Raw genomic sequence first — 23,060 nt, 5'->3', positions numbered from 1 at the left:
GTCTCGGGGACCGACGCCGCGCGTACCCCGGTCCGTCAGGCCCGGTCCGGGACCGTGCTCTCGACCAGGTGCAGGTAGGAGTTGACCGGGCGGACCCCGGTCGGCTCCAGACCCGCCTCCCGGACGAGGGCGACCAGCCCGGCCTGGGTGTGCTTGCGGCCGCCGACGTTGAGCAGCAGCAGCAGGTCCATCGCGGTGGTGAACCTGATCTCGGGACTTCCGTCCACCAGGTTCTCGACCACGATGACGCGGCTGCCCGGCTCCGCCGCCGCCGCCACGTTGCGCAGGGTCAGGACGGTGCTCTCGTCGTCCCACTCCAGGATGTTCTTCAGCAGGTACACGTCGGCCTTGACCGGGACCTCCCGGCGGCAGTCGCCGGCCAGCAGCGTCGCCCGGTCGGCGAGCGCGCCGCCCGGCCGCAGCCGCGGGTCGGCCCCCGCCACCACCTCGGGCAGGTCCAGCAGGGTCCCGCGCAGCCCCGGATTGCGCTCCAGCAGCGTGGCGAGGACGTGCCCCTGGCCGCCGGCGATGTCCACCACCGTGCCGACCCCGCTCAGGTCCAGCCGGTCGGCCAGCGCGAGCGCGGAGAGCCGGCTCGACTGGGTCATCGCCTGGTCGAAGACCGCGGCCGACTCGGGCGCGTGGGCGTGCAGGTGGTCGAAGAAGTCCATGCCGTGCAGCTCGGGGAAGACGGCCTTGCCGGTGCGGACCGCCTCGTCGAGGTGCCCCCACAGCTCCCAGGTCCACGGCTCGGTGCCCCAGAGCACCATGTGCTTGAGGGTGCGCGGGGTGTCCTCCCGTAGCAGCCGCGAGGCGTCGGTGTGCGCGTACCGGCCGTCGGGTCGCTCGCTGAACACGTCGTAGGTCGTCAGCGAGCGCAGCAGCCGTTGCAGCGCGTCCGGTTGGGCGCCCACGGCCCGGGCCAGCTCGGCCACGGTGGCGGGCTCCTCGCCGAGCGCGTCGGCCAGGCCCAGCCGGGCCGCCGCGCGGACGGAGGCGGCGCAGGCCGCGCTGAGCGCGAGCTCGCGCAGCCGGATCACCGCCTGCGGAATGGTTTCGCCGGTCGTCGTCATCTGCCGTCCTCCTCAGGCGCCGTGCTGCGTGATCAGGTCGAACGGGGCCGGTTCGGCCTGGGCGAGCGCCATCACCCGGCCGACCCGCGAGCGGAACTCCGGGGAGCCGGTCGCCTGCTTGTGCGAGACGGCGTCGTCCCACTCGGCGGTCTCCACGTAGACCTGCGCGTCGGCGGCCGAGCGGTACAGCCGGTGGGAGCGGAAGCCGGGTTGGGCGCTCATGTACGCGGTGATCTCCCCGACGACGGCCTCGAACTCGGTCTTGTCACCGGTGACGGTGAAGCGGTTGATGAAGGTGAACATGCTGGTCCTCCTGGGTCGGTCGTGGGTCAGGGCTTGCCGAGCAGCCGGTCGCGCAGATCGCGCCGCTGCACCTTGCCGGTGGCGGAGCGCGGGATGCTCTCCGCCAGCCACAGGTGCCGCAGGTGCTCGTAGTAGGGCAGTCGGGCGTTGACGAAGCCGGCCAGGGCGGCCGGGTCGACGTCATCGCCCATCGGGACGACGAGTCCGACGGCGACGGCGCCACTCAGCTCGTCGGGGTAGTCGAAGACCACGCAGTCGGCGACCGACGGATGCCGCATCAGCACCCGCTCGATCTCGGTCGGCGACACGAGCCAGTTGTCGCACTTGAAGACGTCCTTGATCCGGTCGACGACGGACAGCCGGCCTTCCTCGTCGACCCGTCCGACGTCACCGGTGCTGAACCAGCCGTCCGGGCGCACGGCCTCGCCGTGCCCGGCGCCGAGGTAGCCCAGCATCAGCTGGGGCCCCTTGACCTGGATCTCGCCCTTCTCGCCCGTCGGCAGTACCGCGCCGGTCCGCACGTCGACGATCCGGCAGCCCGTTCCCGCCACCGGCGGGCCGCAGGATCCGGTGGTCGGCCGGTCCAGCAGGTCGAAGTGGGTGGAGGGCGAGGTCTCGGCGAGACCGTAGCCCTGGACCACCGGGACGGCGAAGTGCTCCGACAGGGCCGTCGTCGTGCGCGGCGGCAGCGTGGAGCCGCCGGACAGTACCGCCCGCAGCGAGGGGATCCGGAAGGCCGGCAGGCGCAGGTCCCCGGCCAGCCGGGACAGCCGCACCGGGAGGCTGTACAGGTGGCTGGCCCGCCAGGCGCGGGCCAGCTCCACCATCGCCTCCTGGTCCTCCGCCGGGCAGAGCAGAAGGGTCGCGCCGACCGCCAGCGCGGTGTTCAGGTGCATGAGGTGGAACGAGGGCAGGTTGTCGAGCGAGACCGAGTCCGCGCCCAGCTGGTGGGCGTGCGCCGACTGCGCGGCGTTCACCAGGAGGTTGTCGTGGCTCAGCCGCACCGTCTTGGGAGCGCCGGTGGTACCGCTGGTGAACTGGAGGCAGGCGGTCCGCGCGGCCTCGCCGTCCGGGACGGCCGCCCGGGGCAGTTCGTCCAGCACCGGTGTGCCGTCGCCCGCGTCCGAGGTCACCACGATCTGCCGCAGCGCCGGGACCCGGTGCCGCACCGCCTCGATCCGGCGGTGCATCCGGGGCGACAGCACCGCCGCCCGCGCACCGCACGCGTTCAGGACGTGCACCAGGGCGTCGTCCGAGATCAACGGGTTGAACATGGCGCTGGTGTTGCCGGAGCGGGAGATCGCCAGGAAGGTGACGGCGAAGTCCACGGTGAGCTCGGCGGCGATCGCGATCACCGTCTCCGGGCCGCCGAACGCGCCGCGCAGCGCCTCGGCGCAGCGGGTCACCCGTCCGTCGAGCCCGGCGTGGTCGAGGACCTCGCCGTCGGCGACCAGCGCCGGGTGCCGGGGCGAGCGCCGGGCCGAGCGTCGGAGCAGGTCGTCGATCCGGGGGCCGCCGATCAGCTCCGACACGGTGTCCAGCGGCGCGCCGAAGGTCGTACTGTCCGCAGAGGTAGCCATGTCGGGGTCTCCTCTCAGGCGGCCGGCAGGTCGTCCCGGCACACCTGGCGGTGGCGGACCTTCAGCTCCCCGGCCACCCGCACCAGCCGGTCCTCGCAGCTGGTGCTCAGGTGCACGGCGGCCGCACCGCCCTTGGGCGTGGCGATGATGAGCGCGTAGGTCCTGGCGAGCACGGTGCCGTCCGGCTGCTCGGCGACCTCCAGCATGCCGAGCCAGTGCCGGTGCTGGACCCCGGCGGCGGCCAGGCGCGCCGCCGCCTCGTGGGCGCCGCGCTCGATGCTCCCCCGGCCCTCCTGCGGGTGCGGGCGGGCGTTGGCGGCGAACACGCCGTCCTCGGTGAAGGTCGCGGCCCACTGGGTGACCTCGCCCTCGTCCAGGTGGCGCATCTGCCGCCCGTAGAAGTGCTGGACCTCCTCGTAGAGCGATTCGGTCATGCTCGGGCCCTCCTCGGGCGGTTGGGGATCGGTACGGCGACGACGTTCGCACCCCCGTTTCGAATCCGGTTCGAGCGCGGGCCGCGCGGGCGCGCTCCAACGGGAGTCGAAGCCGGCGGTGCAGGGTCGGGCCGAGGGGCCTGAACGAGCCCGGGAACTCTGAATCGGAGACTGATGCGATGAGCACCGAGACAACCACCGGGGTCGCCCTGGTGACCGGGGCGACCAGCGGGATCGGACTGGCCAGCACCGTCCGCCTGGCCCAGCGAGGCCTGCGCGTCTTCATCTGCGCCCGCACCGCGAAGGACGTCTCGGAGACGGTCGCGCGGCTGCGCGGCGAGGGGTACGAGGTCGACGGCGTACCCGCCGACGTCCGCTCCCAGGAGGACGTCGCCACGGCGGTCCGGACCGCGGTGGACCGGTTCGGTCCGATCGGCGTGCTGATCAACAACGCCGGGCGCAACGGCGGTGGCGTCACCTCGGCCATCAGCGACGAGCTGTGGAACGACGTGATCGAGACCAACCTCACCAGCGTCTTCCGGGTCACCCGGGAGGTGCTGACCACCGGCGGCATGGAGCGGGCCGGCCACGGGCGGATCATCACCGTCGCCTCCACCGGAGGCAAGCAGGGCGTCCCGCTCGGGGCTCCGTACTCGGCGTCCAAGGCCGGCGTCATCGGCTTCACCAAGGCGCTCGCCAAGGAGCTCGCCGCCACCGGCACCACCGTGAACGCGGTCTGCCCCGGTTATGTCGAGACCCCGATGGCGGTGCGGGTCCGCCAGGCGTACGCCGCCACCTGGGAGACCAGCGAGGAGGACGTGCTCGCCCGGTTCGAGCAGAAGATCCCGCTCGGCCGCTACTCCTCCGCGGAGGAGGTGGCGGGCATGGTCGACTACCTGACCACCCCCGCCGCCGCCTCCATCACCGCGCAGGCGATCAACGTCTGCGGCGGCCTCGGCATCTACTGAACCCACCGACGGAAGGCTGGTCGACGGATGACCCGCACACAGCACACCACCCACGACATCGACGTGGCCGCCCCCGCCGACGTCGTCTACGCCGTCATCGCCGACGCCCTGGCGTGGCCACGGCGGTTCGGACCCACCCTGCACGTGGAGCACGAGGCCCTGACGGCCGACACCGAGCGGCTGCGGATCTGGGCCGGCGCCAACGGCGAGGTGAAGCACTGGACTTCACGCCGCGAGCTGGACGGCGGCCGCCGGCGGATCCGGTTCCGGCAGGAGGTCTCCTCGCCGCCGGTGGCCTCGATGGCGGGGGAGTGGCAGGTCCACGAGCGGCCCGGCGGCGCCACCCTGACGCTCACCCACGAGTTCACCGCGGTCGACGACGACCCACAGGGCGTCGAGTGGATCACCCGGGCCACCGACCGCAACAGTCGAACCGAACTCGGCAACATCAAGGCCCTCGCCGAGAGCTGGTCGGCGCTCGCCGACCTGGAATTCGAGTTCGAGGACTCGGTGCTGGTCGACGCGCCGCTGGAGACCGTCTACGGCTTCCTCCACGAAGCCGCCGAGTGGCCGGACCGGCTGCCCCACGTGGCCCGCCTCGACCTGCGCGAGGACGTCCCCGGCATCCAGCACATGGCGATGGACACCCGCACCGCGGACGGCTCCGAGCACACCACCGAGTCGATCCGGATCTGCTTCCCCGGCACCGCCATCGCCTACAAGCAGCTGCGCACACCGTCGATGATGTCCGCCCACACCGGCCGGTGGACCTTCGAGCAGACCGGGCACGGCGTCCGGGTGACGTCCTGGCACGCCGTCGTGCTCAACCCCGAGGCGATTCCCGCCGTCCTGGGCCCCGAGGCGACCACTGCTTCCGCCCGGACGTTCATCCGCTCCGCCGCGGGCGGCAACAGCCGCGCCACCCTGGCGCTGGCCAAGCGGTTCGCCGAGGAACGCCATGGCTGACCCCGCACCGTCCGTCCTGATCGCCGGCGCCGGCCCGGTCGGGCTCACCGCGGCCCACGAGCTCGCCCGACGCGGCGTACGGGTACGGCTGATCGACGCCGCCGACGGCCCGGCCACCAGCAGCCGGGCGCTCGCGGTGCACGCCCGGACCATGGAGGTGCTCGACCAGATGGGAGCGCTCGACCGGCTGCTCCCGCTGGGCCGACGTGTCACCCACTTCACCATGCACCGCCGGGGCCGCACCCTGGTTCGATTCGACACCAACTACGAGACGATGCCCACCGGTTACCCATTCAGCCTGATGGTGGACCAGGTGGTGACGGAACGCGTGCTGCGCGAGTGCGCCGCGCGGTACGGCGTCACCGTCGAATGGGGCGTCGAACTGGTCGGCGTCCGCTCCGAGACGGACGCCGCGCTGGTCACCCTGCGCCACCCCGACGGGCGGGTCGAGGAGACGCCGGTGCCCTGGCTGATCGGTGCCGACGGCGGGCGCAGCACCGTCCGGCGCCAGCTCGGCATGCGGCTGATCGGGGACACCACCCAGGAGTGGCTCAACGCCGACGTCACGATCGACGCCGACCTGCCGCCGGACAGCAACCACCTGCTGCACACCGACCCGGGAACGCTGCTGCTGGTGCCCTTCCCCGAACCGGGCAAGTGGCGCGTGGTGGACACCAGGGACACCGGCGGAGCCGACGACCCCGAGGTCGTCCGGCGCAGGCTGACCGCCAAGATCGGCCGGGCGCTGGGCCGGCCGGTCACGGTCGGCGCGCCCAGCTGGCTCTCGGTGTTCACCGTGCAGCAGCGCCAGATCACCCGGATGCGCTCGGGACGCTGCTTCCTCGCCGGCGACGCCGCGCACGTGCACAGCCCCGCCTCCGGGCAGGGCATGAACAGCGGCATCCAGGACGCCTACAACCTCGCCTGGAAGCTGGCGGACGTGACGCGCGGTCACGCCGGGCCCCACCTGCTCGACAGCTACGACGCCGAGCGGGTGCCGACCGGGGCCGTCCTGTTGCGCTCCACCAGGACGGCCACCGCGCTGGTCTCGCTGCGCACCGTGCTGGGGCCGGCCCTGCTCACCGTCGGCACCGCCGTGCTGCGCGCGGTGCCGCCGCTGAAGCGCCGGGTCGAGGGCAAGATGATCCGCGGCTTCTGCGGGCTGGGCTTGGCCTACCCGGACAGCCCGCTCACCCTGGCGACCGACGCCACCGGTGGGATCAGGCCCGGGGACCGGGTGGGCTGCGCCGCCGGCACGGCAGGCGGGCACCCCGGCGGGGCCGCTCTCCGTGCCGAACTCGCCGATCCCCGATGGACGTTGCTGGCCGCCGAGCCGGCAACCGGGCGCGCCGCCCACCGGGAGGCGGTGGAGCAGGTGGACCGGCTGTTCGGCGCGGCCGTCTCGGTACGGGTGCTGTCCGACGCGAACGCCGACGGTAGCTCCGACGCGGACGGTCACTCCGACGCCGACGGTCACTCCGACGCGGACACCGACGGCGCGCTGCGTCGTGCCCTGGGTCTGGCGCCCGGGGAGTTCCTGCTGATCAGGCCGGACGGCTACGTCGCCGCCCGGGACCGCGGCCCGGGCCGGTTCCGCCAGGTCCTCCAGGCCTGCGCCCTGCTACCGGAAGGGACCACCAGTGCGCATCATTGACCTGTCCTCGGCGATCGACGGCGGCGCCTGGGAGGTGGACGGGATCCGTCACGAGGTACTGACGCCGGCCGACGGCGCGCGGCACATGGCCGAGGGGATGCTCCGCAACCACGGCATCGAGTTCGACATCGCCGACCTGCCCGACGGAGAACTGCTCTCCCTCGACACCCTGACCCTGACCACCCACACCGGCACCCACGTCGACGCGCCGTCGCACTACGGCACCAAGACGGCGTACGGAATTCCGCGCGACATCGACCAGTTGCCGTTGGACTGGTTCATCGGCCCGGGAGTCGTCCTCGACCTGACCGACACCGGGGTCGGTACGATCGGCGCGGACCGACTGCGGCGGGCATTCGACGACATCGGCCATTGCCCGCGCGCCGGGGACATCGTGCTCCTGCACACCGGCGCCGACCAGCTCGCCGGAACACCGGAGTACTTCACCGAGTTCGCCGGCCTGGACGGTGAGGCGACCAACTTACTGCTCGACCTCGGGGTGCGGCTCATCGGGACGGACGCCTTCGGCCTGGACGCCCCTTTCACGCACATGCTCTCGGAGTTCCGGCGTTCCGGCGACCGTTCCGTGCTCTGGCCCGCGCATTTCGCGGGGCGGCAGCGGGAATACTGTCAGATCGAGCGGCTGTGCAATCTGGGTGCGCTGCCCGCGCCGACCGGATTCACCGTACACGCGCTTCCGGTCAAAATCGTCGGCGCGGGCGCGGGTTGGACTCGGGCGGTGGCACTGCTCGATTGACGGCCGCGGCCGCCGAATTCAGCGCGGCCGGTATGCGACAGGTCCCGACCACCGTGGGGTGATCGGGACCTGTCGGGCGTGCGGCCCTGTGGTCAGATCCGGCCGAACATCCGCAGCATGTACTCCTTGCGGTCCAGCGGGTTGGTGTCGGTCCGACGGCGGCTCGGGGCCGCGCCGACGGCCGGCTGGAAGCTGTCGAACCGGGTGACCAACACTCCCTCACCCTGGCTCAGCCCCGGCAGCCGCTGCTCGAACTCCTGCGCCGTGCGGGCCGGGATGGTGCCCTCCACCAGGCAGGTGCTGCCCTGCGCCTTCGTCGTCTCCGGCGTGCCACCGCACTCCACCAGGTTCAACAGGACGGTGCTGACGTTCTCGGCCGGCACCTCCAGTTCGAACCTGTTCACCGGCTCGAACACCTGCGTCCCGGCCTGCTTGAGCGCGTTCATCAGCACCAGCGGGGTGAGCTTGCGGAAGTCGCCCGCCGCGCTGACCGGGCTGGCGAACCCGGTGTGGGTCAGCGTCACCAGGATGTCGAGCACCTCCCACCCGCACAGTCCCTGCTGGAGCGTCGAACGCGCCGCCTCCTCCACCGCCTTGTGGAAGGCGTACGGCAGCGAACCCAACTCGACCGACCGCCGGAAGACGACCCCCGAGCCGGGCTCTCCGGGCTCCACCCGCAGCCCGACCGTGGCCCAGAAGTAGGTCTTGCTCCGGTAGTCGATCTCCTCCGCCGACTCACCGACCCCGATCGGCCGCTCGACGCAGATGATCCGGGTGCCCTCGAACACCACGTCCAGCTTGTAGTCCTCGGCGAGCGTCGCCTTGATGACCTCCTTCTGCACCTCCCCGTAGAGGGAGACCGAGACCTCCTGCTCCTCGTCGTTCTTGCGGACGTTGATGAACGGGTCCTGGTCGGCCAACTGCAGCAGGGCCTCGTAGAGTTCGGGCATCGCGCCGGACCTCGTCGCCCTGACCACGGTCTCCAGGCTCGGCGGCGCGAACAGGTGCTGCCCGCGCAGCCCCTCGGCGGTGCCGAGCTGGTCCCCGATCCGGATGCCCTTGAGCCCCCAGACCTTGGCGATGTCACCGGCCGACGCCGGCGCCTCGACCACCGCGGAGCCCCGGTCGAACACCTCGACCACGGTCGTCCGGCCGGGCAGCTCGACGACGGCGCCGTGCTGGTCCTGCCGGTGGATGGAGACCTTGGTGCGGCCCTTGAGCGCTCCCGTGTGCAGCCGGACATAGGCGACCTTCTCGCCGGCCCAGCCGCGTTCGATCTTGAACACCGTTCCGCGCAGCGCATCGCCGGAGCCACCGTGATTGACCGGAAACAGGCTGGTGATCCCGTCCATCAGGTCGGTGATGCCGACGCCGGCCACGGCCGAGCCGAAGAACACCGGGTACAACTGCGCCGAGCCGGTCTGCCGGGCCAGCTCGGTCGTGTAATCCTGCTCGGTCAGCGCCGCCTCGTCGTCGAGGTAGCGCGCCAGGAACGCGTCGCCGTGCTCGGCCAGGACGTCGGCCAGTTCGGTGGCGAAGTCGTCCCCCGCCTCCTCCTCCGTGCCCCCCGCCGCGATCCGGCGGGCCGCGGCGCTCGCCTGCGGCGTACCGACCCTCTCCACCCTGCTCATCGGGACGATGGCGGGCGTGAGTTCGGAGCGGATCGACTCCAGCAGGTCGTCGTGGCGGGCGCCCATGCGGTCGATCTTGTTGACGAAGAGGATCACCGGCATGCGCATCTTGACCAGCGTGCGCATCAGCAGGCGGGTCTGGGCCTGGACGCCCTCCACCGCGGAGATGACGAGCACCACGCCGTCGAGCACGCCGAGGGCCCGCTCCACCTCGGAGATGAAGTCCGGGTGGCCGGGGGTGTCGATGAGGTTGACCTTCACATCGCCGACGGTGAAGGACACCACCGCCGACCGGATGGTGATGCCGCGCTGCCGCTCCATGTCGTGGGAGTCGGTCTGAGTGTCGCCGCGATCGACGCTGCCGATCCGGTCGATGACGCCGGCGGTGTAGAGCAGCCGCTCGGTCAGGCTGGTCTTACCGGCGTCGACATGGGCCAGGATTCCGATGTTCACGCTTGACATGACGTGCTTCCCCTAGTTCTTCGGTCTTCGCTTGCACAACCGGAGCAACACGGATCTTTCGGGGCACGTCATTCTCCTCGTGTCGTGACAGTAGTCCAACCTGTCGCAGTCTAACAGCACTTGACGATCCGACCGCCGATCGACCCCCGTCGATCGGCGGGGGAGTATTCCTTTTGGAACAACCGTGCCGAGCGCCTGGGAATAGCAGTAGTGCCACCTTGCGCGCAGTCCCCTTGAGTCGTTGATCGAAGCGTGGATATACAGGAGTCGAGTGATTATCTCGGCGAAATCGGAGGCGTCATGAGGTTCAATGTTCTCGGCCCGATGGAAGTCCTCGATGCGGGAACCACGTGCACACCCAGCGCGCTGAAGGTCCGGTGGACGCTGGCCATCCTGGTGATGCACGCCAATCGGATCGTCGACCTCGGCGTCATGATCGAGGAAATATGGGGCGACAATCCTCCGCGCACGGTGGTGACCACCGCGCAGACCTACATCTACCAACTCCGCAAACTCGGTCGGGTGGAGGGCCGCGACTTCATCCTCACCAAGGCGCCGGGCTACCTGTTGCTCCTGGGCGAGGAGGAGCTCGACTCCCAGGACTTCGAGCGGCTCTACAACGAGGGCGCCCGCCTGCTGGCCGACGGCCACCCCGAGGCGGCGTCGGACCGGTTGGGCCAGGCGCTGAGCCTGTGGCGTGGTGGCGCGCTGGCGGACATCCCCGTCGGCAGGGCGCTCGCCGGCCACGTGGCCGTCCTGGAGGAGATGCGCCTGCGCGCGCTGGAGAACCGCATCCTGGCCGATCAGCAGATCGGCCGGCACCGGGAACTCATACCGGAGCTACGGGCGTTGACGCTCCACCACCCGCTCAACGAGTGGTTTCACGAGCAGCTCATGCTCGCGCTCGACTGTGCCGGCAGACGCAGTGAGGCCCTGCACGTCTACCGGTCGCTCTACCGCAAGCTCGACGAGGACCTGGGCATCTACCCGTCGCAGCCGTTGCGGGAGCTGCACGACGATCTGCTCAGTGGAATCTCGCGGCTGCGGGAGCCGCGTCGGCCGAGTGCCGGGCAGGTGATGGAACTCGGCCAGCAGCCGGCCGGCTCAGCCTAGTGGCACCAGCAGGGAGGCAGCCCTGGCCTTGTTGACGGCATCGATCCGGGAGACCGCGTTGAGTTTCACGAAGACGTTCCTGAGGTGGCGTTTAACGGTGCCGGGGGCGATGCTGAGGTGGCCGGCGATGGCGGAGTTGCTCAGGCCGTTCGCCACAAGTCCCATGATCTCCCGCTCCCGTGAGGAGAGTTGGGATCCGCGTGGCCCGGTCATCCAGTCGATGCCGGAGCGGGAGGCCATGATGTACACCCGCTCCCGGTTGACGGCCAGCCCCCGGACCACGGACACCAGGCAGTCGCTGGTGACGTCCTCGCGCAGGTAGGCACTCACTCCGAAGCCGAGGTACATCTCCACCTCGCCCGGCCGCTCGCGCTTGCTCAGCACGACCACCCGGCAGCGGGCGCCGCGGGGGAGCAGCCGGCCCAGGGCCTGTTCGGTGGCCGCGTGCGAGTCGCCCACCCCGAACAGCACCACGTCGACGTGGTGTTCGGACAGCACCTCCAGCGCCTCGTCCACGGTGCCCACCGTCGCGCGTACGACCAGGTCGGGCTCGGCGGAGAGGAAGGCGTGCAGTCCTTGGCGCAGCAGCGAATTTCCTTCGAGGACGAGGACCGACGTGCGATTCTTTATCATTGTCACGATAGACCTCGTTGGTAGAAGGCGCGAATTCCCGGCCGTGGCAGCCGTTTTCGGCCCGCCGCGGAGAGCGGCGCGCCCGACGGGATTCGACGGCAACGGGCGTGTGGGGGGAGTGATATCGGGGGCTGCGCGGTGCCGAGCCCGCTGGTGCCATTCGGCCGTCCCGGCCCGGTGGTCCGCGAGGCCTCGACCGTCGGTGTGAGGTCCGGCCTCGATGCCGACGGAGGCTTGCGCGCACCGGCGTCACCTGCACCTTCGGGCGACCGCCGCCCTCGTGGGCGGCGGCGCCGACCGTCACGGCAGCGGCCACAGTGCAGGTCCGGGGTCAGCCATCAACTGGGAACGCCAACCATTCATCTTCTTCCGATCGTCGATCAGCGGCTGGTTTTCGCGGGCTTTATGGTCCAGGTCGCAACCCCGCTTGCCGCACAGGCAACGGGGTGCTGGAGTCCGAAGCTGCGGCGGCACCGGGACTGTTGCCGTGACCTGATGTAAGGAGAACCTAACCGACCCTCGCAGGCAGCCCAAGGGCGCTTTTTCGCCGCGTCGGAAACGGTGAGATCACGGGATGATCTCGCTCTCCGTGAACGAAGCGCGATGCCGGCCCGGCCGTGCGCATCTCGTGTGATTGGTGGGTGTGAAGAGGGGGAAGGGACTGTGAATGATCACAATCTCCGTTGCGGCTCGCGGCAACCTGGCGGCCCGTCCGCGCGGGACCGCCGCTCCCCGGCTCATCGTCGACTGAACTAGCGAGGTGAGCCGGGATGTTGGCGTGGGCAACCGCCCGCTCCGGCAGGCCGCCCCGTGCTTCTCGGGCCTGCCGTCCGCCTCCTCGGCCGCTCTCGGTTCGGCGGCCCCGGTGCGATCGGCCCTGCTGCTCTGGTCGCGCACCGGTGATGGTCGCGGGCGGCCTGATGCCGTCGGGTGACGTGACGACAGTCGAGGGAGTGATGCAGATCAGCAGATCAGCAGGAAGGCTTCCCACTCCTCGGTGGCGGCGCCGGTGCCCGGCTCGGACGCGGCTCAGGGGTACGGGCGTGGGTGTGGGCGTGCAGGGGGCGAGGGCCGGGCCTGCCGTCCCCTCCAGTCCAGGAGGCCGGGAGGGTCGCCGACGCCTCGATCGCCTTGCCCGGTCCGCACAGCCGGCTGCCGTCGCCGCCGGGGGCGGCCCAGCGCGGGATGTCCGGCGCGGGATGTCCGGCGCGCTCCGCGCCCTCATCGCCTCCGGCCACGATGGGGTTCGAGCAGGCAGGCGGCAGCTGTTGTGCGCCGATCTCCGAGCGCGGCCTGATCGGCGAGCTTCGTACGGCCGCGCTGGTCGGTACGAACGTGCTGATCACGCGGTTCTTCGCCGCGGACGGCGCGCCGCCTTCAACCTCGACCGCGCACTGGGCCGACACGGCAGCGCCCGGCCGGGCGCGGGCCGGCCGCCGGTCGGCCGGGGCCCTCAGGCCTGCCGTCGCACGGCGATGACCGCCGCGCCCAGGACGCACGCGCCGGCGGCGGTGAGGTAGGCGAGGTGGTAGCCGGTGAGCTGGTCCGTGCTGGTCGCGGCGACCAGGACCATCACCGCGACGCCCGCACTCGCGCCGATCTGCTGCGCCACGACGTTCACCGCCCCGGCGACGGCGTGCTGCTGCGCCGGGACTCCGGTGAGCCCGGCGGACGTCATCGAGGGGAAGTTCAGCCCCTGGCCGATGCCGCTGAGCACCAGGCCGGGCAGCACGTACTGCACGTAGCCGCCGTCGTGCGGTGTGCCCAGCCACAGCGCGGCACCCCCGCCGATCAGGACGAGGCCGACCGCCATCAGCGTGCGCGGGGTGAACCGGGCCAGCAGGCGTCCGGTGGCGAAGTTGGCGGTGAGGAACACGGCCAGGGACATCGGCACCAGCGCGAGACCGGACTCGAACGGGGAGTACTCCAGCATTCCCTGGAGGTACAGCGGCGCGAAGAACAGCAGCCCGACCGATCCCATGTACTGGAGGAACGCCGCCAGGCTCGCGGCCCGGACGGACCTGATCCGGAAGAGGCCGAGCGGAAGCACCGGGTCGGCGGTGCGGTGCTCGCGCACGACGAACAGCACCAGGGAGGCGACCGCGGCGCCGAGGACGATCCACGCCGTCGCCCCGTCACTGCTCACGCCGACGATGAGCAGGGTGAGGCCGAGCGTGCCCGTGATCGCGCCGGGCAGGTCCAGCCGGCCGCTGTGCCCGGCGCCACCGGGCAGTCCGGCGCGGGTCGCGGCCAGCACGGCGAGCCCGAGCAGCACCGAGAACCACAGCACCGAACGCCAGCCGAGGAACTGGGTCAGTACGCCGCCCAGCATCACCCCGCCGCTGAAGCTCGCGGCGCCGACCGCCGCGTACACGCTGAAGGCCCGGTTGCGGGCCGGACCGGCCGGAAACGTCTCGGTGAGCAGGGCCAGCGCGGCCGGGCCCGACAGGGCGGCGCCGATGCCCTGGACGGCACGCGCACCCAGCAGCACCGCGGTGTCCGGAGCCAGCGCCCCGACCAGCGCGGACACGGTGAACAGGGCGACCCCGACCTCGAACACCCGCCGCCGGCCGAGGACGTCGGCCAGTCGGCCGCCCACCAGCAGGAAGCCGGCGAACGTGACGGCGTAGGCGGTCATGACCCACTGGAGCGTGGTCTCGTCCAGGTCGAAGCGCGCTCCGACCGACGGCAGGGCGGCGTTGAGGACTCCGAGGCCGCTCACGTCCAGGGCGAGCGCCCCGGCCAGTACGCCGAGTGCCAGTCCCGGTCGGAGCGCCGGCTCGGCCGCGGTGTCGGTGGTGCCGGTGGTGTCGGTGGCGTCCGTCATGCGGGCCTGCCGTCGACGTCGCGGCCGGTGAGCCCGGCTAAGGAACGGTCGGCACGGGCTGACGCCGCATCAAGGTTCTCAACTGCCATGGGGGTCAGCTTGCATGGGTCACTCAGTCGCTGTCTACCCCCGTCGCGTGCCGGTGGAGCGCGCCTTTCGCGGGGCCGAGCGCCTATCCCGGCCGGGGCTCGGTGACGGGGCGCGCCGCCGGGTCGAGGCGCCATTTCGGATCGCCGACGGCTCCCACTCGAACCGGACACTTGGAGGTCAAATCTCGCCACTGCCTCAACCGGCCCTCGAATGGCGCTTGTCTCACCATTAACAAACTGGCACTCTGCTGTCCGCCGGTCGGATTAGCACTGACGATCCATTTTGCCTCAATCAGCATACTCGTCGCGCTTGACCAAATGGACCTTGGAGCCCATCGACAGTAGCCGTGCAGGTGAAGATTCCGCGTACGCGATCCTGTCGTCGATGCACTCGCGGACCGATGTGACCCAGAGACGTCCGTGATTTCTCCCGCGGTGAGAACGAGCCGCGCCGCCGGCTGAAACGGCGGTACGCGAACGGGAGTTCTCGCCCGCCGTGAACGTGGAGATCGGAAACGCCGATCTCGTCATCACGCCAACCATCGGCCCCACCCAGGAACTTGATGCGGCGAAGGGGACCCTCCGCGTCATGAGCCGCCCCCCGTGTCCGGCCGCCCGGGTGCGGACCGACCCCCCCGACCGGTCGGCCGTGAAGCTCCACCCGTCCATTCCATCCGCCCTGTTGAGGGAGTCGCCGTGCCCCGAGAGCGCGCCGCGCGAGACATTTCCGCCGTAACGGATTTCCTGCTTTCCCGTGTCGTCGAGCTGCTGGACGTGTCCGCGAGCGCGGTGGACCGCTCGGCGCCGCTGCACCGGTACGGACTCGACTCGCTGAGATCGGTGACCCTCGCGGCCTCGCTGTCCGAGTTCCTCGGCTGGCAGGTCCCGGCCACCTGGATGTGGCAGTACCCGACCGTCGACGGGCTGGCGCGTGCGCTCGTCGACGGTCCGCGGGCCGCGGAGCCCGCCCCGGCCACCGAGCGCCGCCGCCTGCCCTCGCACGAGCCCGTCGCGATCGTGGGCATCGGCTGCCGGTTCCCCGGCGGGGCGGACCCGTCGTCGTTCTGGCAGCTGCTGGTCGAGGGCGGCGACGCCGTCGGGCCGGTACCGGCCGCGCGACGCGAGCTGCTGAACGACAGGGCGCGCTGGGGCGGGTTCATCGACGGCATCGACCGGTTCGATCCGCTGTTCTTCGGCATCTCGCCCCGCGAAGCCGTCCAGATGGACCCGCAGCAGCGCCTGATCCTGGAGCTGTCCTGGGAGGCGCTGGAGGACGCGGGCATCGCGCCCCACAGCCTGGTCGACAGCGACACCGGCGTGTTCATGGCCTCCTGTTGGGGCGACTACGCCGCCCTGGCGCACTACCGCGGCCCCGACAGCCAGATCACCCCGCACACCGCAACCGGCATGCACGACGGCATCATCGCCAACCGGGTCTCCTACGTCCTCGGCCTCCAGGGCCCGAGCATGGCCATCGACGCCGCCTGCGCCGGATCGCTGGTCTCGGTGCACGTGGGGTGCCAGTCGATCTGGCTGGGCGAGAGCGACCTGGTGCTGGCCGGCGGCGTGAACCTGAGCTTCGTCTCCGACTACTACACCGCCATGGACGCGATGGGCGCGCTCGCCCCGGACGGCCGCTGCAAGTCCTTCGACGCCCGCGCCAACGGCTACGTCCGCGGCGAGGGCGCCGGCGTCGTCGTGCTCGCCCCGCTGAGTGTGGCGCTGGAGCGCGACCTGCCGGTGTACTGCCTGATCAAGGGCAGCTCCTCCAACAACGACGGTCTGAGCAACGGCATGACGGCGCCGAACCCCCAGGCGCAGGAGAAGATGCTCCGCACCGCGTACCAGCGGGCGGGCATCGCACCGCACCTCGTGGACTACATCGAGTGCCACGGCTCCGCGACGCCCCTCGGCGACCCGATCGAGGCCAACGCCATCGGCGCGGTCCTCGGCGGCGGCCGTACGGAGCCGCTGCGGCTCGGGTCCGTCAAGTCCAACGTCGGGCACCTGGAGGCGGCCGCCGGCATCGTCGGCCTGGTCAAGCTCGCGATGTCGATGCGCAACGGCGTGCTGCCGCCGAGCCTGCACTACAGCGCGCCGAACCCGCAGATCATGTTCGACGAGTACAACCTCACCGTCCAGGACCGGCTGACGCCGTGGCCGCGACGCTCCGACGCCCGCCGGGGCGGCGTCAGCTCGTTCGGGTTCGGCGGCGCGATCTGCCACGTCGCCGTCGAGGAACTGCCGCGCCCCGAGAACTCGCTGCTCTTGCTGGCCGCGGACTCCCGGGAGGCGCTGGCCGAGCGGGCCCGGGCGCTGCGCGACGAGAGCGACCTGCGCGCGCTCTGCCGCCGGACGCCCGGTGACGGCCCGTTCCGGCTCGCGGCCACCGCCCGCGACATGCCCGAACTCCGCTCCCAGCTGGACGCCTTCGGCAGCGGGGCGACGGCCGCCGGGCTGAGCGTCGGCGAGCGGACCGGACGCAGGCCGCGGGTGGCCTTCCTGTTCTCGGGCAACGGCTCGCAGTGGGTGGGCATGGGCCGGCAACTGCTCGCCGGAATGCCCGTGTTCCGCCGGTCCATGATGAAGTCCGACCGGCGGATGCGGGAGCTGCTGGGCTTCTCGCTCGTCGAGCAGCTGATGTCCCCGGACGGCCGCATCGACGACATGGACGTCTTCCAGCCGCTGCTGTTCTCCCTCCAGGTCGCGCTGGCCGAGGCCTGGCGCTCGCTGGGGGTGGAGCCGGACGTCGTCGTGGGGCAGAGTGTCGGCGAGTTCGCCGCCTCCCACATCGCCGGCGCACTCGACTTCGACGACGCCTCCCGCTTGGCCGCCCACCACGGCCGGCTCCTCCAGCAGCTCGCCGTGGGGCGCGGCGAGGGCATCGTGGTGATGACCGCCGCCGACGAGGTCAGGCCGTACCTGACCGGCCGGCTCACCGTCTCCGGCCACAACGGCCTGAGCTCCACCCTGGTCACCGGCACACCGCAGGAGATCGACGACCTCGTCCAGCGGCTGACCGCGGCGGGCGTCACCAACCACCGGGTCCGGATGGGCCACGCCCCGCACTCCCCGCTGGTCGACCACGTCCTCGCCCCGCTGAAGGTCGAACTCGACGGCATCAGGCCCCGGACCACCCGCATCCCGATGATCTCGACGGTCACCGGCGAACGCGTCGACGGCGCCGAGCTCGGGCCGGACTACTGGGCGGACAACCTGCGCCGGGAGATCCGGGTGGTCGACGCCCTGACGAACCTGCGCGACCACGACGTCGACGCGGTGATCGAGATCAGCCCGCACCCCGTCCTGCTCAAGTCGGTGTCGGAGATCCTGACGGCGACCACCCTGCCCTCGCTGCGCCGCGGCGCCGACGAGGCCTCGACCCTGCTCGGCTCGCTCGGCGCCCTGTACACCGCAGGCCTCCCCGTCACGGCCCACCCGTTCCTCGCGGGCGACCGCGGGCGGCACGTCACGCCCGGCCGCAGCGACGCCGCCGCCGACGAGCAGGTGCACCTCGTCCCCGTCACCGCCCGGACGGCCGGCGCGCTGACCGACACCTGCCGCGAGCTGTCCAACCACGTCGAACGCGACGCGGGCCTGCGGGTCTCCGACCTCGCCTACACGCTCGCCGCCAGGCGCACCCACCACAACCACCGGATCGCCCTGTTCGCCCGCAACCGGCAGGACGTCCTGGACGGCCTCGCCCGGGTCGCCGCCGGCCAGCCGCACCCCGACGTCGTCACGGGCACGGTCTCCGGCAACGTCGACCGGCGGGTCGCGCTGGTGTTCTCCGGCGGCGGCACCCAGTGGGTCGGCATGGGCCGCGAACTCCTGCGCTCGCACGCCGGCTTCCGCACCTGGATGACCGCCTGCGACGCCGCCGTGCGCGCGGCCGGCGGCTGCTCGGTGCTCGACCAGCTCGCCGCCCCGGCCGACGAGGCCAGGTACGAGGAGATGGACTTCCAGCAGCCCGTGCTGTTCGCCCTCCAGGTCTCGCTGGCGAAGGCCTGGCTCGGACTCGGCATCCAGCCGACCGCCGTCGTCGGGCACAGCCTGGGCGAGGTCGCGGCCGCCTGCGTGGCCGGCGCGCTGTCGCTGGAGGACGCCGCCCGCGTGGTGGTCGCCCGGTCGCACCTGCTGGAACGCAAGGCCGCCGCGGGCGCCATGATCTCCGTCGACCTGCCGGAGGCGGAGCTGCTGCCGCGGCTCGCCCCCTACGCCGCGCACGCGGCCGTCGCCGTCGTCAACAGCCCCACCAGCGCGGCGGTCTCGGGCTCGCCCGAAGCCGTCGACGCCCTGGAGGCCGACCTCAAGCGGGACGGCATCTCGACCCGGCGGATCCGGGTCGAACGGCCGGTGCACAGCCCCGGCATGGACCCGCTGCTCCAGCCGCTGCGCGCGGGCATCGACGGCATCACCCCGCTGACACCCGGCATCGACTTCCACTCCACGGCACTGGCCGACACGGTCAACCCGGTCGCCGACGTCGACTACTGGGTGCACAACCTGCGCAACCAGGTCCGGTTCGCCGAGACGATCGGCGCGCTGGTCGACCAGGGCGTCGGCACCTTCATCGAGATCGGCCCGCACGAGACGCTGCGCGGCGCGGTCGAGGAGATCGCGCTGACCCGTGGCGCCCAGGTGCACGCGATCAACTCCCTGCGGCGCGACGAGAGCGACGTCCGCTGCCTGCTGGGCGCCGCCGCGTCGCTGTACGTCAGGGGCCTGCCGCTGACCTTCGACCCGCTGTTCGGCGACGACGTCGAGGTCGTGGAGACGCCGCTCGTCCAGTGGCAGAAGGACCGCTACTGGATCGACACCGAGCCCCGCCCCGTACGCGCGACGGCCCCGGCTGCCGAAACCGTGGCCGCGCCCGTGGCCCGTGTGGTGGAGGAGGAGCAGCCGGCGGAGATCCGGCCGGTGGCGGAGGTCGTCCTCGCCGAGCTCGCCGACGCGCTCGGCGTGCCGGTGAGCAGGTTCGACGTGAACGCCAGCATGCTCGACTTCGGCCTCGACTCGATGCTGGCGATCCGCCTCGTCAACAGGCTGCAGTCGCTGTTCGGGCACCGGGTGTCGCCGGTGGTGTTCCTGGACGGCCGGTCCATCTCCGAGGTCGTCGGCCACTTCGTCGGGCTCACCGCCGGACCGGCCGCGCCCGCGACGGCCCAGCCCGTACCAGCAGCCGCTCCCGCCCCCTCCTCGGCCCCCGAGGCCGAGCCGGACCGGACGTACCTCGACGAGCTGTCCGAACTGGACGCCGAGGAGCTGGTCGACGAACTGGACGCGCGCGGACTGCTGGAGGCCACCGACGCCCCGGCCCTGGACCAGCTGCGCGCCGACGGCCTCGGCCTCGCCCTGGCACCGGCCTCGCACGGCCAGGCCTCGCTGTGGTTCATGCAGATGGTCGCGCCGGACGCCGTGCCCTACAACTTCATGGTGACCGCCCGGATCCGGACCGCCGTCGACGAGAAGGCCCTGGAGCGTGCCGTCCAGGCCGTGATGGAGCGCCACCCCGCCCTGCGCACCCTCTTCGTGGAGGCGGGCGGCAGCCCCTACCAGGTCATCCTGGACGAACCGGTGTACGAGTTCGTCGTGGCGGACGGCACCGACCTGGACGACGAACAGGCCCGCGAGGAACTGGCCCGCTGCGGGCACGAGCCGCTCGACCTGGACAACGGGCCGCTGGTGCGGATCGTCCTCATGACGCGCGGACCGGCGGACCACTACCTGCTGGTGCTCGTCCACCACATCGCGTCGGACGCGGCGTCGGCCGACGTCATGATCCGCGAACTCCAGGAGTACTACGAGGGCGCCGACCCCGCCGACAGCGCGCCGGTCGCCCCCTACACGGAGTTCGTCGAATGGGAGCGGCAGTGGCTGGCCGGCCCGGCGGCCGGCGCGGCCCTGGACTGGTGGTCGCAGAAGCTGGCCGACCCGCCCGCCCACCTCGACCTGTCCACCAAGGAGCGGCCGCCGGGCGTCACCTACGAGGGCCGCGACCTCGCCTTCCGCTGGAGCGCCGAACAGACCCGCCTGCTGCGGGAGTTCGCGGTGCGCGAAGGCGTGTCGATCAGCACCGTCGTACTGGCCGGGTTCTTCGCCACGCTCAACCGCGCGGTCGGCACCGAGGACGCCGTGCTGGCCACCGCCATCGCCCAACGCGCCGAACCCGGCTGGGAATCCGCCATCGGCTACTACCTCAACACCGTGCTGGTGCGGGCGAACCCCGCCGGCGACCGCAGCTTCCGCGAACTGCTGCGCGAGGTCCACGCCTTCTCGCTCGGCCTCCTGGAGCACATGAACTACCCCCTCGACCTGCTGGCCTCCCAGCTGCGGCCGCCGAGGGCCGAGGGCCGCTCCCCGTGGTTCGACGTGGTCGTCAACTGGCTGTCCTCGGACGCGTTCCCCCGGTCCGTCAAGCTCTTCCACGGCATCGGCGACACCATCACGCCCGACGGCGCGCTGCCGCTCGAACCGCTTCAGGTGCGCAGGCACCTCGCCAAGTTCGACCTCGAAATCTCGATGGCCGACATCGACGGCGAGGTGGCCGGCCACGTCCAGTTCAAACCGAGCTACCTGGAAAGGCAGACCGTGACGGCACTGCTCGCGCTGTACCGCACCGTGCTCTTCGACGCGATCGCCCAACCCGACCGGGCCCTCGGCGACTTGGCGCCGACCGGCCTCCCCGAGGAGACGGACCAGTGACCGAGACCCTGCACTCCGCGTTCGTCGAGCAGGCGCTCAAGAACCCCGACGCGACCGCCGTCTACTCCGACGCCGGCGTCCTGACCTACGGCGAACTGAACGAGCGCTCCCGGGCGTTGGCCGAACGGCTGGTCGCCGACGGCGCGGGCCCCGGCATCCCGGTCGGCATCTGCGTCGAGCGCACCCCCGACCTGCTCGTCGGCATCCTGGCGGCCCTGCGCGCCGGATCCTGCTACCTGCCGCTGGACCCGAACTACCCCGCCGACCGGCTGACCTTCATGGTCCAGGACAGCGGGACCCGCCTGCTGCTCACCACGCCTGCGTCCCGGGCCAGTTGCCCGCCCGGACCGACCGTGGTCGTGCTCGGGGAGAGCGTGACGACCGAGCCCGGCGCGAAGCCCGTGCCGGTCGTGCCCGGCGACACCGCGTACGTCATCTACACCTCGGGCTCCACCGGCAGGCCCAAGGGCGTGGCCGTCCGGCACAGCGGCTGCGTGGCGATGCTCGCCGAGATGGACCGGGTGCTCGACGGCTGCGACCTGAGCGGAGTCTCGGCGGCGAGCTCGGTCTGCTTCGACCTGTCCGTGATGGAGATCTTCAACGCGCTGTGCCGCGGCGGCGCCGTCGTGCTCGTCGAGAGCGCCGTGCACCTGCCGGAGAGCCGGTACGCCGACAGGATCACCCACCTGAACGTCGTCCCCTCGGTCATGAACAGCCTGCTCGACGCCGGAGCCCTGCCGCCGAACGTGCGCACCGTCGTGTTCGGCGGCGAGGCCCTGCGCCGCAAGCTGGTGGACCGCACCTACCGGGAGACCAGCGCCGACCGGGTGTTCAACGCCTACGGCCCCACCGAAGGGACGGTCTTCTGCTCGTTCGGGCCGGTGCCCGAGGACGGGACCGACGAACCGACGATCGGCCCGCCGACGACCAGCGACCGGGTCTACGTGCTCGACGAGCAGCTGAAGCCGCTCCCGGCCGGCGAGCCCGGCGAGCTCTACCTCGGCGGCGCCGGCCTCGCGCACGGCTACGTCAACCGGCCGCGCACCACGGCCGAACGCTTCGTGCCGGACCCGTTCCGCAACGGCGAACGCATGTACCGCACCGGGGACGTCGTCAAGTTCACCGACGACGGCGAACTCCGCTTCCTCGGCCGCACCGACCACCAGGTCAAGCTGCGCGGCTACCGCATCGAGCTGGAGGAGGTCGAGGCCCGGCTCACCGGCTGCCCCGAAGTCCGGGAGGCCGCCGCCGTCGTCCGGGGCAACCGGCTCGTCGGCTACGTCGTGCCCGTCGGCGACGACGCGCCGCAAGGCGGCCCCCGGCTGGACGCCGCGCTCCAGAGCGCCGTCACCGGCAGGCTCGCCGTCGAACTGCCCGACTACATGGTGCCCGCGACGCTCGTGTTCCTCGCCGCCCTGCCGCTGGGGCCGGGCGGCAAGCTCGACCGCAACGCGCTGCCCGAGCCGCCGGCCGCCGACAGCGGCGGGCCCCTGACGGCCGCCGGCACGCCGACCGAGGTCGCCCTGTCGGAGATCTGGGGCCAGCTGCTCGACCTCGAACCGTCGAGCATCGACGTGCAGTCCGCCTTCTACGACCTCGGCGGGGACTCCCTGCTGCTCATCCGCCTCGCCCGGCTGATGACCCGGCGCTTCGACCGCCGCGTCCGGGTGCCCGACCTCTTCAGCTTCCGCGACATCTCCTCCCTCGCCCGCTGGCTCGACGACGAGAGCGGCGCCACCCCCGAGGCGGTCCAGTCCGCCCGTGCGCGCGCCAACACCCGCCGGGCCGCGCTGCGCGGCCGCGGCGGCGCCACCGGCCGCTGAACCACGAGCCGCTGAGTCTGCTGAGCCACCCTCACTCGAAAC

The 23,060-nt window shown here is 71.8% G+C and carries 14 protein-coding genes; 7 read left to right on the top strand and 7 right to left on the bottom strand.

Features of this window, described 5'->3' with window-relative positions:
- Nucleotides 1–35: 35 nt before the first annotated feature.
- From ACFWPT_RS25325 to ACFWPT_RS25310, 4 genes are read right to left on the bottom strand one after another with little or no spacing between them, the layout of a single operon-like run.
- Nucleotides 36–1,073: a methyltransferase gene (locus tag ACFWPT_RS25325; RefSeq protein WP_380425127.1), complete on the bottom strand. Its 1,038-nt coding sequence runs from the start codon at nt 1,071–1,073 to the stop codon at nt 36–38.
- Between the two features lie 12 nt (nt 1,074–1,085).
- Entirely contained in the window at nt 1,086–1,376 is a 291-nt protein-coding gene (locus ACFWPT_RS25320; RefSeq protein WP_063346332.1) for an antibiotic biosynthesis monooxygenase, read from the bottom strand.
- 26 nt (nt 1,377–1,402) lie between these two features.
- Nucleotides 1,403–2,956 carry a class I adenylate-forming enzyme family protein gene (locus ACFWPT_RS25315; protein WP_063346331.1) on the bottom strand — a complete coding sequence of 518 codons (1,554 nt, stop codon included), beginning with the start codon at nt 2,954–2,956 and terminating at the stop codon, nt 1,403–1,405.
- A 14-nt stretch (nt 2,957–2,970) separates the two neighbouring features.
- A complete protein-coding gene (locus ACFWPT_RS25310; protein ID WP_063346330.1) occupies nt 2,971–3,390 on the bottom strand; it encodes a nuclear transport factor 2 family protein in 420 nt (139 codons plus the stop codon).
- Between the two features lie 179 nt (nt 3,391–3,569).
- Here ACFWPT_RS25310 and ACFWPT_RS25305 point away from each other — a divergent pair, with 179 nt between their 5' ends.
- Genes ACFWPT_RS25305 through ACFWPT_RS25290 form a run of 4 tightly spaced genes read left to right on the top strand, consistent with a single transcriptional unit; the run spans nt 3,570 to nt 7,735 of the window.
- Nucleotides 3,570–4,358, top strand: coding sequence for an SDR family NAD(P)-dependent oxidoreductase (locus tag ACFWPT_RS25305; RefSeq protein WP_063346329.1), 789 nt, complete (start codon nt 3,570–3,572; stop codon nt 4,356–4,358).
- 27 nt (nt 4,359–4,385) lie between these two features.
- Entirely contained in the window at nt 4,386–5,324 is a 939-nt protein-coding gene (locus ACFWPT_RS25300; RefSeq protein WP_063346328.1) for an aromatase/cyclase, read from the top strand.
- The gene (locus tag ACFWPT_RS25295) at nt 5,317–6,978 is read left to right on the top strand and encodes an FAD-dependent oxidoreductase (protein WP_380484458.1); all 1,662 of its coding nucleotides are present in this window, start codon (nt 5,317–5,319) and stop codon (nt 6,976–6,978) included. Before ACFWPT_RS25300 ends, ACFWPT_RS25295 begins: the two co-directional genes overlap by 8 nt.
- On the top strand, nt 6,965–7,735 hold the full coding sequence (locus tag ACFWPT_RS25290) for a cyclase family protein (protein WP_380484456.1): 771 nt from the start codon (nt 6,965–6,967) through the stop codon (nt 7,733–7,735). Before ACFWPT_RS25295 ends, ACFWPT_RS25290 begins: the two co-directional genes overlap by 14 nt.
- A gap of 92 nt (nt 7,736–7,827) precedes the next feature.
- On the opposite strand, the gene ACFWPT_RS25285 is transcribed toward ACFWPT_RS25290, so the two are convergent.
- A complete protein-coding gene (locus ACFWPT_RS25285; RefSeq protein ID WP_380484454.1) occupies nt 7,828–9,828 on the bottom strand; it encodes a GTP-binding protein in 2,001 nt (666 codons plus the stop codon).
- 300 nt (nt 9,829–10,128) lie between these two features.
- On the opposite strand from ACFWPT_RS25285, the gene ACFWPT_RS25280 reads away from it, so the two are divergent.
- On the top strand, nt 10,129–10,941 hold the full coding sequence (locus tag ACFWPT_RS25280) for a BTAD domain-containing putative transcriptional regulator (RefSeq protein WP_380425166.1): 813 nt from the start codon (nt 10,129–10,131) through the stop codon (nt 10,939–10,941).
- Here ACFWPT_RS25280 and ACFWPT_RS25275 read toward each other — a convergent pair.
- Nucleotides 10,933–11,574: a LuxR C-terminal-related transcriptional regulator gene (locus tag ACFWPT_RS25275; RefSeq protein WP_063346323.1), complete on the bottom strand. Its 642-nt coding sequence runs from the start codon at nt 11,572–11,574 to the stop codon at nt 10,933–10,935. The genes ACFWPT_RS25280 and ACFWPT_RS25275 overlap by 9 nt on opposite strands.
- 1,453 nt (nt 11,575–13,027) lie before the next feature.
- Nucleotides 13,028–14,401: an MFS transporter gene (locus ACFWPT_RS25270; protein ID WP_380484451.1), complete on the bottom strand. Its 1,374-nt coding sequence runs from the start codon at nt 14,399–14,401 to the stop codon at nt 13,028–13,030.
- Between the two features lie 692 nt (nt 14,402–15,093).
- Here ACFWPT_RS25270 and ACFWPT_RS25265 point away from each other — a divergent pair.
- The gene (locus tag ACFWPT_RS25265) at nt 15,094–21,195 is read left to right on the top strand and encodes an acyltransferase domain-containing protein (protein ID WP_380484449.1); all 6,102 of its coding nucleotides are present in this window, start codon (nt 15,094–15,096) and stop codon (nt 21,193–21,195) included.
- Nucleotides 21,192–23,018, top strand: coding sequence for an amino acid adenylation domain-containing protein (locus ACFWPT_RS25260; protein ID WP_380484447.1), 1,827 nt, complete (start codon nt 21,192–21,194; stop codon nt 23,016–23,018). Before ACFWPT_RS25265 ends, ACFWPT_RS25260 begins: the two co-directional genes overlap by 4 nt.
- Nucleotides 23,019–23,060: the final 42 nt, after the last annotated feature.

This window comes from Kitasatospora sp. NPDC058478 (genome assembly GCF_042720345.1).
Taxonomy (GTDB): Bacteria; Actinomycetota; Actinomycetes; order Streptomycetales; family Streptomycetaceae; genus Kitasatospora.
Note: the sequence above shows the minus strand (reverse complement) of the source record. Positions and strands in the feature narration are given on the sequence as shown.